Here is a 16,482-nt window from a genome sequence, read left to right on the forward strand (position 1 = left end):
ACTATTTACTAAAGTCTGATATTTCCTCAACCGTTAATGTTAGTGTCTTAAAATCATCTGGAAGCACTGGCCAATCTAATCCATCCACTTGATTTTCCCAACAATTTACACCTTCTTCAATAACTGTTATTGGTAATCCAACATCAATATTTTTATCTTTATCATTTACAAAAAGTCCAGATGTTACGAATGTGTCTTGTTCAACTTTCTCTCCATCTAAGATTTTAACTGCATTATCAAGAGCAATGACTCCAATTCCTGGACAGTTATTTCCAATAATAACATCCATATCATTATTTAATGCTGTCTCCATACCTAAATTTGTATCGAATGCTGCACATGGAATTAAATCCATTCCAGCTTGTTTTAAAGCAGTATAACAAGATTCTACATATGCCTGACAAAAAATTCCATCCAAATCCGGATTTGCTGCAAGTACACTGGCCAACTGCTCCTGACAAACTCCATCAGCGTATTCTGATGCATATTCTGCAACAATATTCATATTATTCTCTTTAAATACTTTCATTGCAGCTTCATAAATTGTATTTCCATTTGTTGATCCAGGCATTCCAGTGTCAACTGCAATTTTTGCACCTGTTCCACATTTTGTAACTAAATATTTTGCCCAAGCCTCAACCATTGTTTCAAAGTCTGTCTGAACTGTATAGATGCCTTCTCCATCTACAACTGAATCAAATGTAACAATGGTAATCCCCTGTGCAATTGCACGATTAATCGCTGGGAGTAATGCTGCTGATGATGATGCATCTATAAGAATTGCATCATATCTCTGTTCTACCAAGGCATCAATTGCAGATGCCTGAGCTTCTGCAGAATTTTCGCTGTTTACAACTTTTAAATCAACTTTATTTTTATATGGCTCTTTTGTTGCTGCAACTTCTAAACATTTAATCATCAACTGACGCCAATCATTTCCCATATAAGCATTAGAAACTGCAATCTTATATTTTCCCTTAGAATCTGAAGATTTACTTGAATCTGATGAACCACCATTTGAAGAACCACATCCTACCAAAAGTCCAATACACATAACCACACTAATTAAAACACTTACTATTTTTTTCATAATATCTCTCCATTTCTTTTATTTTTTGAATAAATTATACATTCTCCCTGAGCCATTATATAGGAATATAAATCTGGTGCAACATAATTCATTTCCATTTGAAAATCATGTGGACTGCCCTGATGTCTTGCAAATGTCCAAAAATGGCACGGAATTGTAATTTTAGCTTTTGTCTGAGCTGCCAACATTGCTGCATCTCGCTCATTCATATTGCCGTATTCACCATTAATTGGTAAAATTAGAATATCAATATCTTTCTTTGTCACATATGACATTCTATCACCTTGATAAGCAGTATCTCCTGTATAATAGATAGAAATCCCGTCAGTTTCGATTAAATAACCTATTGCTTTTGGTGCTGTATCTCCGTGATCTGCAAAAACTGCTTCTATCTGGAAGCCACAACATTCCTGCTTATCTCCTATCGTCATAGATGTTATCTTATGCATCGGAAGGTCTGCTTCTTTGCACAATTCATACGATTCTTCACAACAATACAACTGTGCATTCTGAGATAGCATATTAGGAAGGCTATCTAAATCGAGATGATCTGCATGGCAGTGCGATGCCAAAATGACATCTGCTTTCACCTCTTCTGCATCAATCAATGCTGGGGTCAATCTCTTATTTCCATCCAGTCTTTCCACCAAATTAGATAAATAAAGATCAATAGCCATAACTCTTCCCTGACTGTTTTTCACCATAAATCCCGCCTGTCCCATCCACATCAAAGTCACTTCTTCTTTTAATGGGATGGACTTATCTAGTTTCTTTCTGAAATCCATTTACTACCTCCCTTATTTTTTTATAACTTGTCTGACATGTTTGTGTCTCTATTATGACAATTTACCAATAAATAGTCAATACAATTCTATTCTTTTATTCATTTTCAGCATTTTACACTTGTTTTTCACTATAAATATGTGTAATATACTCAATTTTCTAATATAAAGTTGTCATATTTCAGTTTTTTTTGTATACTTATTAACACAACCTGTCATATTTTATTTTTCTTAAGGAAAGGATTCCATTTATGGATAATAAATTAAATGCGATGAATATTGTAATAGAATATCTTCGGAATGGATTGCAATCGAATGAATGGCCTGTTGATTCTAAGATCCCCTCTGAGCATGAATTATGCCAAAAACTAAATGTCAGTCGTTCTAACGTACGAAACGCTTTATCTCAATTAAATACTCTAGGAGTTTTGAAAACTGTCCATGGCAAAGGTACTTTCGTTCGTTCTACTAATTTGTCTGTATTAGGTCTTGGACAGACTTCTCACGAACTACTTGAAAAAGCTCTACCGTTCTTTGAATTTCGCAGAATGTTGGAACCAGAAATTTGTTACTATGCTGCAAATAAAGCCTCTGAAAATGATTTAGATATCCTAAATTTTACTTTACAAATGATGATTCAATATAATGATCAACCATTAAAACGAGTCTCCTATGACACTCAGTTTCACTTACAACTTGCAAAATTGACCCAAAACCCATATGCATTCAATACTCTTTCTAATATACTTTTAGAAAACCATCTTTTGCTTCAAAGCGTAAGCGAAAGTGTAGGATCTTATAACGGTATTTATTATCATTCTCTGATTATAAAAGATTTAAAAGATCGAAATGCAAAAAAAGCCCGTAGTTCAATGTATGAACATTTAGATAAAACCATTTGTGAATTATCAAATAAATTATAAAAGAAAACAGAGATCGATACTTCACTATACAATCTCTGTTTTCTTTTATTTTTTTATCTAAGTTTCTTTTTGTTGTTCAACAACACGGTCTATACCATTCTGCAAATGCTGGTACATATAGTGTCTGGCCAGTCTAGCATCGCCAGCCTCAATAGCTTCAATAATTTTCTCGTGATAAATAATACCGTCCCGGAATCCAAATGTTTTTCTTGTCAATTGCTGACTTTTTTTGTTTTCTTCAAAAACACGATACATACACTTTTCAAGAAGCGGATTCTGAGATGCCTTGCAAATTTTATGATGAAATTTAATGTCTGCAATAACAAATTTTTCAATATCATCTTTACTTTCAATCATTGTTTTTAAGCACTTTTTCAAATCAACAATCAAATCATCCGACTGATAAAGCGTAGCCATATAACAGGCTTCACTTTCAACAATCCTGCGAAACTCAAGCACTTTCAGAACATCTCGACAATCCTCTGCCGTGATTCTGCTGTTTCCCCCCAAATTATCTTCAATCTGATCATCTAACAGATATGTCCCTTTTCCATGAACACTTTCCAGTACTCCTATTCCAATTAGTTGATTCATTGCTGACCGCACACTCGCCCGACTCACTCCTAGCATTTGCGTTAATTGATTTTCAGAAGGAATCTTCTCTCCAACTTTCCATTCTCCAGATTCAATTTTTTGTTTAAAATAATTAACTATTTGTTCTGTAATATTTTGATGTGTTATATTCATTTATCATCACCTTCCATTGAACTTTCAAACAACCTATTACATATAGTATAGCTTGCCTTTTCTTTTGGTTCAACAGCAAGTAAAATATTTATTTAACCAAATATGCTCCATCTACTGGTATTACAGCACCATTTAAATAATCAGATGCACTAGAAGCTAGGAATAATACTGGTCCCTTTAAATCATCTGGAGTTCCCCAACGACCTGCCGGAATACGCGCTGTGGTCTCATCTTTTCTTGCCTGTGTCATATTTGCACACATTTCTGTATCCATATATCCTGGTGCAATTGCATTAATATTGATATTTCTTCCTGCACAGTCTACTGCAAGACTCTTTGTCAATTGTGTAACAGCTCCCTTGCTGGCTGTATATGCAGGCACTGTTGTTCCACCGAACCAAGATACCATCGAAGCAATATTAATAATTTTTCCACCTTCCGGCTGCTTCAACATAACCGTCAATGCTTTCTGTATCATAATAAAGACATGATCCAGGTTAATCTTCAAAACAAGATCCCATTCTTCAATTGGAAATTCTTCTGGGAGATGACGACGTTGAATACCTGCTGCTGGAATTAATACATCCAGATGACCATTTAAGTTTTCCATAGCTTTATTAAACATTCTATCAATTTCTGCTCGGTTTGATAAATCACCGCATACTCCGTAAACTTCATACCCCATCGCACGATACTCATCAACAACTGCCTGAAGTTTTTCTTTCTGAACATCCATTAATACAACTTTTGCTCCATTTTCAAGAAGACCTTCTGCCATACCTTTTGATAGTCCTTGTGCTCCACCTGTTACAATACAACATTTTCCTGCCACATTAAACTGCTCTTTATAATCAAATTTCATAGTAATATTCTCCTTCTTATTTTCTACACTTTATTAATCAAACATAATAACCATCTTCTTTGCACTTGGATCTGGATGATCCATAAGATCAAACACTTTCTCAATCTCCGAAAATTTAATAAATGTAGTTGCTATTCCTTCTGTCTGAAACTCATGGTTTTCCATTCTCTTAATAGTTGGCTCAAACTGGAATGCTGACATTCTCGTTCCAATAATATCGATTTCCCTTTGATTAATCATTGCCTGTGTAATCTGCTCTGGTGCTGTACAGAAACCAAGTGGAACCATTCTGCCTGCATTGCAGATAATACCTGGTTGCATACACATAGTCAATGACCCTGGAAAGCATGCAGAATCAAATGCAATAGTAACTCCTTTATTGTTCGTAATTTCCTGTACTCTTGCAACAATGTCCTCTGTCTTAGAATTAATGACATAATCTGCTCCATAGCCTTTTGCTCTTTCCAATGAAGAATCATCAATATCACAACAAATAACTGTCTTACATCCTTTTGCTTTACATGTCTGCAATATAATAGAACCAATTGTTCCTGTTCCAAGAATGAATACAACATCTTCTGGAACAACTCGTCCCCTAGTTGTACTATGTGCACCAATTGCATACGGTTCAACCAATGCAGCATCTTCCCATTTTACGGATTCATTAATTTTATATACTTCGTTTGCTGGTGCTGTGAAATATTCTCTCCATCCTCCATCTGCTCCAGACCCTCTCACTTTCACATGTTCACACACGTTTTTTCTGCTGATTTTACACTGATAGCATTCTCCACATGTTGAAATAAGATCAACTATTACATGATCTCCTACTTTAACATTAGTTACATTTTTTCCGATTTTTTTTACAATACCTGCATTCTCATGTCCTGGAATTCTTGGATATGTAGAACACGGATTTAATCCATGATAAATATGATGATCACTTCCACACACACCTGCAGATTTCATCTGAATCAACACCTCGTCTTCATTTGCTAATTCAGGAATCTCCACTTCTCTTACTTCCACTTTGTGGGGCTCAACTACAACGACTTCTTTCATTGTATCTTTCATGTTTCTCCTCCTTAATTATTAACGCTATTCTTTCTAAAATTAATATAAATAAATCTTACGATTTACAATTGCTCTTTATGGTGTTTGTAATGACCCATCTCGTTTTCTGGTTTGTGTCCACGTTGTAACAGTATTCTCACACGGATATTTTGCTGCTTCCTCTTCATTAATATCCACTCCGAGTCCAGGTGTATCATTCGCGTACACATACCCTTTATCAAATTCTGGAAGTCCTGGGAATACTTCAAGCAATGCTCCATGTGGACCTTTCAAATCTTGAATCACAAAATTGGGTGGTTCTATTCCTGACCATTCTTGAACTCCAAAATTGGGTGCTGCCAAATCAATGTGAATATTAGCAGCATGGGCAATAGGAGACATATCGCCTGGTCCATGCCATGCTGTTTTTACACCATATTGCTCTGCGAAAATCTGTAATTTTCTAGCTGGTGTAATACCGCCAATCTGACTGATATGTACACGAATATAATCAATCAATTGCTCTGATATCAACGTCTTCCACTCTTTTGGATTGTTGAACAATTCACCCTCTGCAATTGGTATGCTACTCTGTTGTCTCAGTCTTCTAAGCCATTCTGTCTGCTCTATGCATACAGGATCTTCTAAGAAAAATAGGTCAAATGGTTCCAGTTCTTTTACAAGTCTAATCACTTCCGTTGGTGCAATTCGTTCATGTACATCATGCACAAGGTTCATATCATACCCAATTTTATCTCTGATACCGCCAAAAAGTTCAACTGTTTTTTTTATATAAGTGCGAGAATCCAGATATACTCCTGGAAGTGCTCCGTTTGGAGATGTATTTGGAGTTGTTCCATAACTGTCTCCTCCATATCCACCACATTGACATCTAATATTTGTAATACCCATTTCCTGAAATCTCTGAATATTCTCACATAATTCACTAAGATCTTTTCCATCTGCATGTCTGTACACTGGAATTCCTTCTCTGCACTTACCACCGAACAATTGATAAACTGGCATATTTGCCATCTTGCCTTTGATATCCCAAAGTGCCATATCAACACCCGAAATTGCATTGTTTTCAATCGGACCATTTCTCCAGTATCCATTTTGATGCATTAACTGCCATATTTCTTCAATGTTTTCCACATTGCGACCTTTCAGCAAAGGATCCAGATACTCTTCGACTACTGTTTTTACCGCCAAATGTCGATATGCAAATGTTGCACAACCTAATCCATATAAACCATCTTGATTCGTATCAACTTTTACTACAACCAGATTGATTCCCTCTGGTGCTGTACAAATAACTCTGACTCGCTCTATCGTTGTTGCCATAAATTCCTCCTTTTCATGCTTTCTTAGTAATTGTTGTATGTTGTCTGACAAGTTATACTTTTATTATATTATCTTTGTTCGTTTTGTCAATCTTTTTTTAATTACAATAAAATAATAACAAAATTGCAGTAACTTGGCTGTTAGGCTGAATAGTAGCAAATTACGATTTTTTACTGCTAACTCTTTTTTTTACAAATATTCTCTTTTATACACTCTCCTCGTATAATAAGTTTGTAAGCCTGCTAGCAATGTTGCTAATTCTCCCGACAACAACCGGCTATTGGAACCCGTGATAAAAATACTTACATTTTTTGTTGATGACAAGAATTTACACCCGTTCAAATTTTTCAACCATTTGAATCTCATCTAAAAAAATGTAATATTTTTCATCATCAACGATAAGCGTCTCCACATACTCATACAAATCCATTGTATTTTTGTGCTTATATCAGCTGGGAGATGACTCCCACCTCTATAGGGACGCCACTGAAAAACTGTTTTTACATACAATATATAGTAGCGTAAAACATATAAATATACTTTATCTTGTGCTGCTTTGCGCAAAATAAGGACTTTTTCAGTGGCGTCCTATAGGTGGTGAAAAACAAGCTGGTATCAGTGGTTGGAGTCAATCCCCCAGCTGATATAGCCTCCGGCAGGGCGCACATTGTCCGGTGGACAATGGTTTTGCGCCGACCGAAACGGAGTGTAGACTTGCAGAGGTGCGCAGTAGAAGTATGTCATGCAATTGCATGATGCGCACCTCGCAGCAAGAATGCCGAGGCATTCTTGGATCTATTATAAACAGATTTAATATCTCTACTATTCGTGATCATCATAAATGTGTACGACTCCACGCTTCTTACAATTCCAAACTATTTTCTTTTAATAGAAAATCATAAATACTCATTGTCGTAATTCCATCTTCATCCCTCGTAACATTTACAATATCTTTTACAACAATAATTTTCTTAAAAGAATCATTTATATTTACAAGAGATGCCTTTTCCTGAATACGCTTTTCTTCAGTCGGCATACTGAATGCCGACTGGATATAATAACGTTTACTTCCTAGATTTGCCACAAAATCAATTTCCAGTTGACTTCTATATTCTTTTCCATCTTTGTTAACCCCACGTTTTTCTACCATACCGACATCTACAGAATAACCTCTGCTTCGTAATTCATTGTAAATAACATTTTCCATTAAATGTGTTTCTTCAACTTGTCTGAATCCTAGTCTTGCATTTCTGAGTCCCACATCCTCAAAATAATATTTCAATGGAGTGCCAATATATTTTCTCCCCTTCACATTATAACGATTTGCTTTGTTAATGATAAAAGCATCTTCTAAATATTCGATATATTGTCTGATAGTATTCAAACTGATTGTTGACTGAATCACACTTTTAAATGTAGCTTCAAGCTTCGGCGGATTTGTAAGTGAGCCAATCGAAGAAGCCAGAATGTTAATTAAATCCTCAAGTTCTTGTATTTTTTCAATATGATACCTTTCGATAATATCTCTCAGGTAAGTTTCTTTGAATAAATTTGTCAAATAACTAATCTTCTGTTCTTCTGTTTTCATCGTTACAGTCAACGGAAGTCCCCCATATACAACATACTCTGCCCATCCATGATACATATCACCACCATAAGCTTCCATAAACTCTTTAAAAGTTAAAGGATAAATATGAATTTCATCGCCTCTTCCTCTAAACTCAGTAATCACATCCTTAGATAAAAATTTAGAGTTGCTACCAGTTACATATACATCCGCATTTCGGATATGAAGAAGTGAATTTAAAACCTCTTCAAATTCCTGCAACATCTGTACTTCATCTAACATAATATAATATTGTCCATCTTCTTCTATCAAAGATTCAATATAATCTAATATTACATCTGGATCACGATACTTTTTATTTTTACGCTGATCCAATTCAATCATAATAATATGTGATGCAGGTACTCCTTGCTCTAATAAATAATTCTTGAAAATGTTAAATAAAAGATAAGATTTTCCGCATCTTCTAATACCTGTTACAACCTTAATCATTCCGTTATGCATACGATTGATTAAATCATTCAAATATTTATCTCTCTTAATGTCCATAAATCCTTCTCCTTCACTGAACATTCTATACAATTTTGTCATTTTTATTCAACCAATACTTATTTTCCTTATTCAGCATGACATAATTAAATATTTTTGACGTTTATGGCAAAAATGTTTAATATCATTTTACCTCTTTAAACTATAAAAAACAATCTATATTGAATATTTTTGCCGTTAACGTCAAAAATATTCAATAGCATCAAACTTAATGTTTACAAAAAAGCAGATGATGAAAAGTCACAGCGCCTCTTCATTCACCTGCTTTATTTTCTTACTCTCACCATGTTTTTCCTACATCGTATTCCGGAATCCTTTTCCTATAATCTCACTACTGTTTGTAATCATCATAAATGCATGCGGTTCTACGCTTCTTACGAATTTCCTCAGTTTCAATGCCTGGTCCCTGTTCACAACGGTTATGATGACTTTCTTCGGCTCGTGTGAATAAGAGCCTTCTGCTGACATAATGGTCGCACTATGATTCAGCTCTTTATGAATATAATCGCAGATTGTATCAGCATTATCTGACACGATTGTAAAATATTTACACAGGTTCAGACTCTCAATTACGGAATCAATGAAAAATGATTTTGCAAGGAATCCGGCAAATGAAAACAGTCCAACGGTCGGATTATATACAAAGAAAGAAATCACAACAACTGCGAAGTCTACAAGCAGTAACGCCATTCCGATTGACACGCTGGTATACTTTTTTAATATCAAAGCAATAATATCGGTTCCTCCGCTGGACGCATCCATGAAGAAGAATATCGCGGAACACACTGCCAGCAGCATAAAAGAAAATACAAGCTCCAGCACCGGCTGGTTCGTGATTGGCTTGTCTATCGGATACACATACTGCGCAACTTCCAGCACACCACTGAATACGATACTGACATAGAAAGACCGCATTGCAACTTCCTTTCCCAATATTGGAAATGCGATCAATAACAGTAACATATTGATTACAAATGTGTACGTACTGGCGGAACCGCCAAACATTCCACTTAAAATAACTGCAAAACCGGCTACACCTCCGAAACTGAAATGGTTCGGAAACTTAAATACATAGTTCGCCAGTGCAAGTACGACTGCCCCCACAGTCAGTATACTGTATTTTTTTATCGGTCCCATGTGCTCATCTAACATAATTTATCCTCTCTTTACCTTACTCATGACTCTTGATTGTTTATCTTTGTTATAACATACTCTCCTAAAAAAGGGAATGCCCTCCGGCATTCCTTTTCGTAATATTTACATTCCAAGTCTCTCTGCAATTTCAAGACCCTTAGGACTTGTTGCGACACCACCCATACTTGTCTCTCTGAGTGACACGTCCATCTTCATTCCGACTTCGCCCATGGCATCAATGACCTGATCTACCGGAATGTGGCTTGCGATTCCTGCCAGTGCCATATCTGCTGCCGCCAAAGCGTTGACTGCACCGCCTACATTTCTTTTCACACACGGAACTTCTACCAGCCCGGCTACCGGATCACAGACAAGTCCCATCAGATTCTTAAGTGCCATGGCGCATGCATGTCCCATCTGCTCTTTACTTCCGCCGCGTACACTACAGATTGCCGCTGCTGCCATTCCAGAAGCAGAACCTATCTCTGCCTGACAACCGCCGGAGGCTCCCGCCAGGGAAGCACGGGACGCAATGACCTGACCGATTCCTGCTGCCACATACAGCGCCTGGATCATGGTTTCCTCTGAAGCTTCATATTCTTTATAATAAGTAACAAGAACTGCCGGCATTACTCCACAGGCTCCGGCAGTCGGCGCTGCCACAATTCGCTTCATACAGGCATTGTTACATCCCATTTTTAATGCATTTGCAATAACCTTTGATACAAAATCGCCGCACAACGGTTTTTCCTGCTCCCGATATGCATCCATCAGCTTTCCTTCTCTTCCGACAAGTCCACTTCTGGAAATTGCCTCCGGGTCATATGCTGCAACACTCTCTTTCATAGAATTCCACATATGTGTCATCTGATTCCAGGACTCTTCTTCACTGATTCCGTTTTCCTCACAGTCCTCAAGCTGAACGGCTTTCCAGAATTCTACACCGTCTTTTTCGCATCTTGCCATAATCTCATCCACTGCCTGATATGCCATAACTATCGTCCCTCCTCCAGATTCAGAGATATTACTTCCAGAATATCTTCTTTCATTTTCAGTTCAGCCACAACATTTTCCGGTATGGACTGATCTGTCTCTACGACCATAACGGCAAGACCGCCTCTTTTGTGACGGAACACCTGCATCGTCGCAACATTGATCTTCTCCCGGCTCAGTGCCGCGCTTACCTCTGTAATACAGCCCGGGCGGTCCATGTTCCGCACGATCAACGTATTGCTCTCCCCGCTGAAATCAACTTCTATCCCGTCAAGCATACTGACACGGATCCGGCCTCCTCCAATAGAGTATGCCTGCATGACCATCTTTTTATCCGCACCATTTTCCATGATCACTCTTGCTGTATTCGGATGTGCGCCGCGGATTTCTTTTTTTGCAATGGTAAATTTCATATCATTTTCTTCTGCTACTGTAAAACTATCCGGGATTCGAAGATCATCTGGTTTCATTCCGAGAAGACCTGCAATGATCGCCTTGTCTGTTCCATGACCTTCTCCTGTCGCCGCAAATGATCCGTGCAGATACACTTCTGCTTTTTTCACCGGTTCTCCAAAAAGTTGTCTGGCTGTATAGCCGATCCGCACTGCCCCCGCTGTATGAGAACTGGACGGACCGACCATAATTGGCCCTAATATGTCAAATATGCTGCTCATTACAAGCTCCTCCTATTAAATCTTTTTCTTTACTTTTTCCTCTGCTATCCTTTTTATCACTACTATGAATGATACCTCACGTATTGCTCCGTACTCTCGCACTTTCACAATACTCCCTAATCTTCGAATATCATTACTCTATAAATCCCTTACCTATGATCTCGCTGCTGTTGGTGATCATCATAAATGCGTCTGGATCTACCTCATGAACGTAATTTCTGAGGCTTCTCGCCTGCTCACGTTTTACAACTGTCATAACGGCCTGCTTGTTGTCTTTTGTGTAAGCACCTCTTGCATCGTAGATTGTCGCGCCGTGATTCAGCTCTGTATTAATATAATTGCAGATTGGCTCCGCATTTTTTGAAATAATCGTAAAATACTTACACAGATTCAATGTCTCAATGACCGTGTCAATGAAAAATGACTTCGCAAGAAATCCGGCCAATGAGAATACTCCTACAGTTACACCATACACGAAAAATGCTACGATGACAACTATGAAATCTACAACCAGCAGAGCCGTTCCTATTGAGACATTTGTATACTTTTTTAATACCAAAGCAATAATATCCGATCCTCCGCTGGACGCGTCCATGTTAAAGAAAATTGCGGAGCATACTGCAAGAATCATAAAGCAGAACACAAGCTCCAGCACTGGCTGATTCGTAAGCGGTCCTGACATTGGCCACACATACTGGATGACTTCCAGTGTGACACTGTACAGGACACTCACGTAAGCAGATCTCATTGCCACTTCTTTTCCCAGTAATACAAATGCAACTACAAGTAAAAGCATATTAATGACAAATGTATACGTGCTCGCAGAGCCTCCAAGCAGACCGCTCATAATCACGGCAATACCGCTAACTCCGCCAAAACTGAAATGATTCTGAAATTTGAACATGTAGTCCGAAATTCCGAGTATGACAGAACCCACTGTCAATATCCCCTATTTTTTAACTGCTTCCATCTCATTTTATACTCTTTATTTTATACTTTTTACTTCATATCTTTTAAAAATGCTTTATTTTACACTTTTTATTTCATATCTTTTAAAAAGACTTTGTATCCGCGGTATACTTCATATACATCAGATTTACTTGTCACTTCGTATGGTGCATGCATGGACAGAACTGCCACACCACTATCAATAACACTCATTGCTTTATTTGCCATGACGTAGGCGATGGTTCCACCGCCGCCCTGGTCGACCTTTCCAAGTTCTGCGGTCTGAAAAGCAACATGATTGTTGTCAAATACATTTCTTACTTTCGCAACATACTCTGCGTTAGCATCATTTGTTCCATTCTTTCCACGGCTTCCTGTGTATTTATTCAACACAAGTCCTCTCCCGAAATATACTGTATTCTTCTTCTCGAATACTTCCGGATAAAGCGGATCGTAAGCGGCACTTACGTCAGAAGATAACATACAGGAATTGCGAAGCACTCTTCTTACTTTCACCGGGCTATTCTCCCCTGTCAGTGCCAGAACCTCTGCGACCATATCCTCGAAGAAGTTTGACTGCATACCGGTCGCTCCCATATTTCCAATTTCTTCTTTGTCCGCAAGAATACAGCAGCCTGTACGCTCCGGATTTTCTGCCTCAAGCATTGCAAAAAGTGAAGTCAAAGCACATACCTTATCGTCCTGTCCATATCCGAGAATCATACTTCTGTCAAATCCACAGTCCCTGGATTTTCCTGACGGCACAATTTCAAGCTCTGCAGAGATGAAATCTTCCTTCTCACCGATAACGACCGGCACGACTGTTCCGTTTTTTTCACAACAACGCCGTGAATTGCAAGAGGAATCGTCACCCACTGGTATTTCTTCACACCACCATAGTAGTGTGTGTCCAAATATGCCATCTGCGTATCTTCATATAATGGATTCTGTTTTACATCTAATCTCGGTGAATCCACATGTGCACCTAAAATGTTCATTCCCTCTGTCAGCGGTTTTGTTCCGATGTGGAAAAGTGCCAGCGTCTTCTTCATATACTGTGCATAAACCTTATCTCCGGCTTTCAGTGTCTCGCCCTCACGGATACAGTCCTCAATATTCTGATATCCATTTTCCTCTGCCATCGCGATGGACAGTGTCACACATTCTCTCCGTCTTGGACTGATCCAGACATTTTCTGTATCTGACTGCCAGTTCCTCCAGTTCTCTTTCCTTCTCTTCCGTATAGTGTTCCCACATATTTTTACGTTCCATACTTAAGCCTCCACAAAAAAGATGCCGTCCCCCATGGACCGGCATCTTTCATTCAATTCATATACTTCTACACTTTATATTTAAAACCTTCGTCTGACATGGATCCCTCTTTCATCAGACGCTTTACTGTCGTCATATAATGCTCCGAAATTGCGTTGCAGATTGTCTCTTCGTCTTTACTCTTGAATACATTCAAAAGTCGTTCATGAATACCATGCTGTCGGTTTGCCGCTTCCTTCCGGTCCGAATTTCCGGCAAAATAGCAGACGATATTGCCGTAATTCAATTCGGTCCAGGCTTTCAGAAGTCTGTTCAGACCTGCTTTTTCGACGATCACTTGGTGAAACCTACAATCACAATCTACAAGATTCCCTAAATCATCCTCACCAAAAATCTTCATCTCTTCCACGATGGATTCCATCTGTGCAAGATCTTCATCGGAAAGCTGTCCCTCATATGTTCGAACTGCAACCTGCTCATAAGTTGCACGAAGCAGATAGATTTCATAAATATCTTCCAAAGTAACCTGCTTGACCGAACATCCAACATTTCTAACATATTCTACGAGTCCTTCCTGTTCCAGCTGACGCAAAGCTTCCCTGATTGGTCCTCGACTTACTCCAAGTTCATCGGACAGGTTCTGCTCCACGATCCGCATTCCCGATTCATATTCCCGGCTCAGGATTTTCATCCGAATTTCATCTACAACATTTTCTCTCAATGTACGATATCTTAGTTTTGCCATATGATTTCATTTCCTTACTACATATAATATCATTCTGCTCCCAGCAGTTGTTTTCATGCAATGCGCAATAATTATAATTTCTTTAATCATAGCACAGTAAATGTAGAAAAGGAAACTTTTTACTGATATTTTTTTACTATATACTACCACTTACAAACCTATAGTCCACATATAGCTTTGACCGCATAGGCGACAAATATTCCGACATAGTTTCCGCATGCTCCGGCGATAACTCCCATGATCAATCCGACATTAATCAGTGATTTCCAGTTTCCACCTGCTGCTGTCAGAGATGCTGTCGGTCCGTCTACTATACATCCTACCATAGAAAGAAGTACATACTCGTATTTGATCTTGAACAAACGGCGGATCAGGAAATGTAATACTGTACATCCGATTAACATCAGGAATACATATAATGTCATCATAAATGCTGATCCTACGAACTCTCCTAAAGCAATAACCGGCTGACGATTCAGCTTCTTAAGCTTTGTCACATTCATGCTTAACAGACAAATGGATTTTCCTAGTAATACTTGACAATTCATTTTGTTTAATGTAGATTGTTAACAATAGGATTTGTGGTTTAAATATACTACGCGGATTCACAAAATGCAACAACAAATTTAAAATACCGGAGGTTTTACTATGAATTTTGAACAATACCAAGATTATCTGATCGACACAGCAACTTCTCTTCTGTCCATCGACAGTGCCAGCGGATTCACATCAAATGTAGCTGATTACTTATTAAAAACCATAGAGGAGCTTGGGTATCCTGTTTTCAAGAATAACATCGGCAATGTTATCGTAACAATAGAGGGGGAAGATAATACTGAGCCAGTTGCTCTGTCTGCACACGTAGATACATTGGGACTTATGGTCCGCTCTATTACATCTGACGGAATGCTGATGATTACTTCCATCGGATCACCACTTCTTCCATCTCTGGACGGTGAATACTGTAATATCCACACAAGAGACGGAAGAGTTTACACCGGAACCATTCTTTCCCTGTCACCGGCAGTTCACGTATTCCCGGATGCATCTACAAGAGACAGAGATGAGCAGAACATGGCCGTTCGTATCGATGAGATTGTTCACTCGAAAGAAGATGTAGAAGCACTCGGAATTCATGCAGGAGATTTCGTATGCTACGACCCTAAGACAACATTTACAAAAAGCGGATTCTTGAAATCTCGTTTCATCGATGATAAAGCTTGTTCCGCGCTGGAGCTTACACTTTTAAAAATCATGAAAGACAACGACATAAAACCAAAGCATAAGACATATATTTGTTTCTCAACGCACGAGGAAATCGGATACGGCGGAGCAACACTCCCGAAAGATATTAAAGAACTTCTCGTTGTAGACATGGGATGTGTCGGTCTTGACCTGAATTGCACAGAAGAACAGGTATCCATCTGTGTAAAAGATTCATCCGGTCCTTTCGACTACGAGATGACAACTAGACTTGTTAACCTCGCTAAAAAACATAATCTTGACGCTGTCACAGACATTTATCCACGTTATAGCTCAGATGCTTTAGCAGTATGGAGAGCCGGATATGACACACGCGCTGCACTCATCGGACCGGGCGTGCAGGCTTCCCACGGTATGGAACGCACACACATCAAAGGACTGATGAACACATTAGAACTGTGCGCAGCATACCTCGAGCTGATCTAAACAATCAGCAATATGAAACAGACGTTTTCATTTCCCTATTGATAAATCTTATAGAAAAAAAGCTGTCTTCAAAGGCAGCTTTTTTTCTATATCCATACACTTCTTTTTCA

General features: G+C 38.4%; 14 protein-coding genes and 2 pseudogenes. 2 read left to right on the top strand and 14 right to left on the bottom strand.

The features are described from left to right. Position 1 precedes the first annotated feature (1 nt). Positions 2–1,090 (bottom strand): sugar ABC transporter substrate-binding protein, encoded by a 1,089-nt coding sequence (locus tag C7E02_RS18630; RefSeq protein ID WP_105310422.1) that lies wholly within the window; start codon positions 1,088–1,090, stop codon positions 2–4. Then, positions 1,087–1,875 (bottom strand): MBL fold metallo-hydrolase, encoded by a 789-nt coding sequence (locus tag C7E02_RS18635; RefSeq protein ID WP_005338240.1) that lies wholly within the window; start codon positions 1,873–1,875, stop codon positions 1,087–1,089. The genes C7E02_RS18630 and C7E02_RS18635 overlap by 4 nt, the downstream gene beginning before the upstream one ends. Positions 1,876–2,123: 248 nt before the next feature. Between C7E02_RS18635 and C7E02_RS18640 the strand changes: the two genes are divergently transcribed. Then, the gene (locus C7E02_RS18640) at positions 2,124–2,795 is read left to right on the top strand and encodes a FadR/GntR family transcriptional regulator (RefSeq protein ID WP_005338242.1); all 672 of its coding nucleotides are present in this window, start codon (positions 2,124–2,126) and stop codon (positions 2,793–2,795) included. Between the two features lie 57 nt (positions 2,796–2,852). Here the strand turns inward: C7E02_RS18640 and C7E02_RS18645 are convergent, their stop codons facing one another. The 12 genes and pseudogenes from C7E02_RS18645 to C7E02_RS18700 form a co-directional block, all read right to left on the bottom strand. Continuing rightward, on the bottom strand, positions 2,853–3,542 hold the full coding sequence (locus C7E02_RS18645; protein ID WP_005338244.1) for a FadR/GntR family transcriptional regulator: 690 nt from the start codon (positions 3,540–3,542) through the stop codon (positions 2,853–2,855). 88 nt (positions 3,543–3,630) lie between these two features. Then, complete coding sequence (locus C7E02_RS18650) at positions 3,631–4,404, bottom strand: SDR family NAD(P)-dependent oxidoreductase (protein ID WP_005338246.1); 774 nt, start codon at positions 4,402–4,404, stop codon at positions 3,631–3,633. Between the two features lie 33 nt (positions 4,405–4,437). After that, the gene (locus C7E02_RS18655) at positions 4,438–5,478 is read right to left on the bottom strand and encodes an alcohol dehydrogenase catalytic domain-containing protein (RefSeq protein WP_105310423.1); all 1,041 of its coding nucleotides are present in this window, start codon (positions 5,476–5,478) and stop codon (positions 4,438–4,440) included. Positions 5,479–5,553: 75 nt separating this feature from the next. After that, positions 5,554–6,801 carry an enolase C-terminal domain-like protein gene (locus C7E02_RS18660; RefSeq protein WP_005338249.1) on the bottom strand — a complete coding sequence of 416 codons (1,248 nt, stop codon included), beginning with the start codon at positions 6,799–6,801 and terminating at the stop codon, positions 5,554–5,556. An 862-nt stretch (positions 6,802–7,663) separates the two neighbouring features. Then, the gene (locus C7E02_RS18665; protein WP_105310424.1) at positions 7,664–8,917 is read right to left on the bottom strand and encodes an ATP-binding protein; all 1,254 of its coding nucleotides are present in this window, start codon (positions 8,915–8,917) and stop codon (positions 7,664–7,666) included. Between the two features lie 294 nt (positions 8,918–9,211). After that, positions 9,212–10,069, bottom strand: coding sequence for a YitT family protein (locus C7E02_RS18670; RefSeq protein ID WP_005338253.1), 858 nt, complete (start codon positions 10,067–10,069; stop codon positions 9,212–9,214). 105 nt (positions 10,070–10,174) lie between these two features. Next, positions 10,175–11,044, bottom strand: coding sequence for an L-serine ammonia-lyase, iron-sulfur-dependent, subunit alpha (sdaAA, locus tag C7E02_RS18675; protein WP_022278537.1), 870 nt, complete (start codon positions 11,042–11,044; stop codon positions 10,175–10,177). Positions 11,045–11,046: 2 nt separating this feature from the next. Then, positions 11,047–11,718 carry an L-serine ammonia-lyase, iron-sulfur-dependent subunit beta gene (sdaAB, locus tag C7E02_RS18680; protein ID WP_105310425.1) on the bottom strand — a complete coding sequence of 224 codons (672 nt, stop codon included), beginning with the start codon at positions 11,716–11,718 and terminating at the stop codon, positions 11,047–11,049. Positions 11,719–11,851: 133 nt separating this feature from the next. Then, positions 11,852–12,664: a YitT family protein gene (locus C7E02_RS18685; protein WP_242979056.1), complete on the bottom strand. Its 813-nt coding sequence runs from the start codon at positions 12,662–12,664 to the stop codon at positions 11,852–11,854. 92 nt (positions 12,665–12,756) lie between these two features. After that, positions 12,757–13,938, bottom strand: a pseudogene (locus C7E02_RS20610) (aminopeptidase). 67 nt (positions 13,939–14,005) lie between these two features. Beyond that, on the bottom strand, positions 14,006–14,683 hold the full coding sequence (locus C7E02_RS18695; RefSeq protein ID WP_105310426.1) for a GntR family transcriptional regulator: 678 nt from the start codon (positions 14,681–14,683) through the stop codon (positions 14,006–14,008). A gap of 158 nt (positions 14,684–14,841) precedes the next feature. Then, a pseudogene (locus C7E02_RS18700) lies at positions 14,842–15,132 on the bottom strand (DUF819 family protein); the annotation flags it as partial. A 199-nt stretch (positions 15,133–15,331) separates the two neighbouring features. Here C7E02_RS18700 and C7E02_RS18705 point away from each other — a divergent pair. Continuing rightward, positions 15,332–16,372: a M42 family metallopeptidase gene (locus C7E02_RS18705; protein WP_005338281.1), complete on the top strand. Its 1,041-nt coding sequence runs from the start codon at positions 15,332–15,334 to the stop codon at positions 16,370–16,372. The last annotated feature ends 110 nt before the right edge of the window (positions 16,373–16,482 follow it).

Source organism: Dorea sp. Marseille-P4042 (assembly GCF_900290215.1).
GTDB classification, from domain to species: domain Bacteria; phylum Bacillota; class Clostridia; order Lachnospirales; family Lachnospiraceae; genus Dorea; species Dorea formicigenerans.

Coding starts and splice junctions, on each gene's coding strand:
- C7E02_RS18650 (WP_005338246.1), bottom strand. CDS start 4,404: ATGAAATTTGATTATAAAGAGCAGTTTAATGTGGCAGGAAAATGTTGT.
- C7E02_RS18695 (WP_105310426.1), bottom strand. CDS start 14,683: ATGGCAAAACTAAGATATCGTACATTGAGAGAAAATGTTGTAGATGAA.
- C7E02_RS18645 (WP_005338244.1), bottom strand. CDS start 3,542: ATGAATATAACACATCAAAATATTACAGAACAAATAGTTAATTATTTT.
- C7E02_RS18635 (WP_005338240.1), bottom strand. CDS start 1,875: ATGGATTTCAGAAAGAAACTAGATAAGTCCATCCCATTAAAAGAAGAA.
- C7E02_RS18670 (WP_005338253.1), bottom strand. CDS start 10,069: ATGTTAGATGAGCACATGGGACCGATAAAAAAATACAGTATACTGACT.
- C7E02_RS18640 (WP_005338242.1), top strand. CDS start 2,124: ATGGATAATAAATTAAATGCGATGAATATTGTAATAGAATATCTTCGG.
- sdaAB (WP_105310425.1), bottom strand. CDS start 11,718: ATGAGCAGCATATTTGACATATTAGGGCCAATTATGGTCGGTCCGTCC.
- C7E02_RS18705 (WP_005338281.1), top strand. CDS start 15,332: ATGAATTTTGAACAATACCAAGATTATCTGATCGACACAGCAACTTCT.
- sdaAA (WP_022278537.1), bottom strand. CDS start 11,044: ATGGCATATCAGGCAGTGGATGAGATTATGGCAAGATGCGAAAAAGAC.
- C7E02_RS18665 (WP_105310424.1), bottom strand. CDS start 8,917: ATGGACATTAAGAGAGATAAATATTTGAATGATTTAATCAATCGTATG.
- C7E02_RS18660 (WP_005338249.1), bottom strand. CDS start 6,801: ATGGCAACAACGATAGAGCGAGTCAGAGTTATTTGTACAGCACCAGAG.
- C7E02_RS18630 (WP_105310422.1), bottom strand. CDS start 1,090: ATGAAAAAAATAGTAAGTGTTTTAATTAGTGTGGTTATGTGTATTGGA.
- C7E02_RS18655 (WP_105310423.1), bottom strand. CDS start 5,478: ATGAAAGATACAATGAAAGAAGTCGTTGTAGTTGAGCCCCACAAAGTG.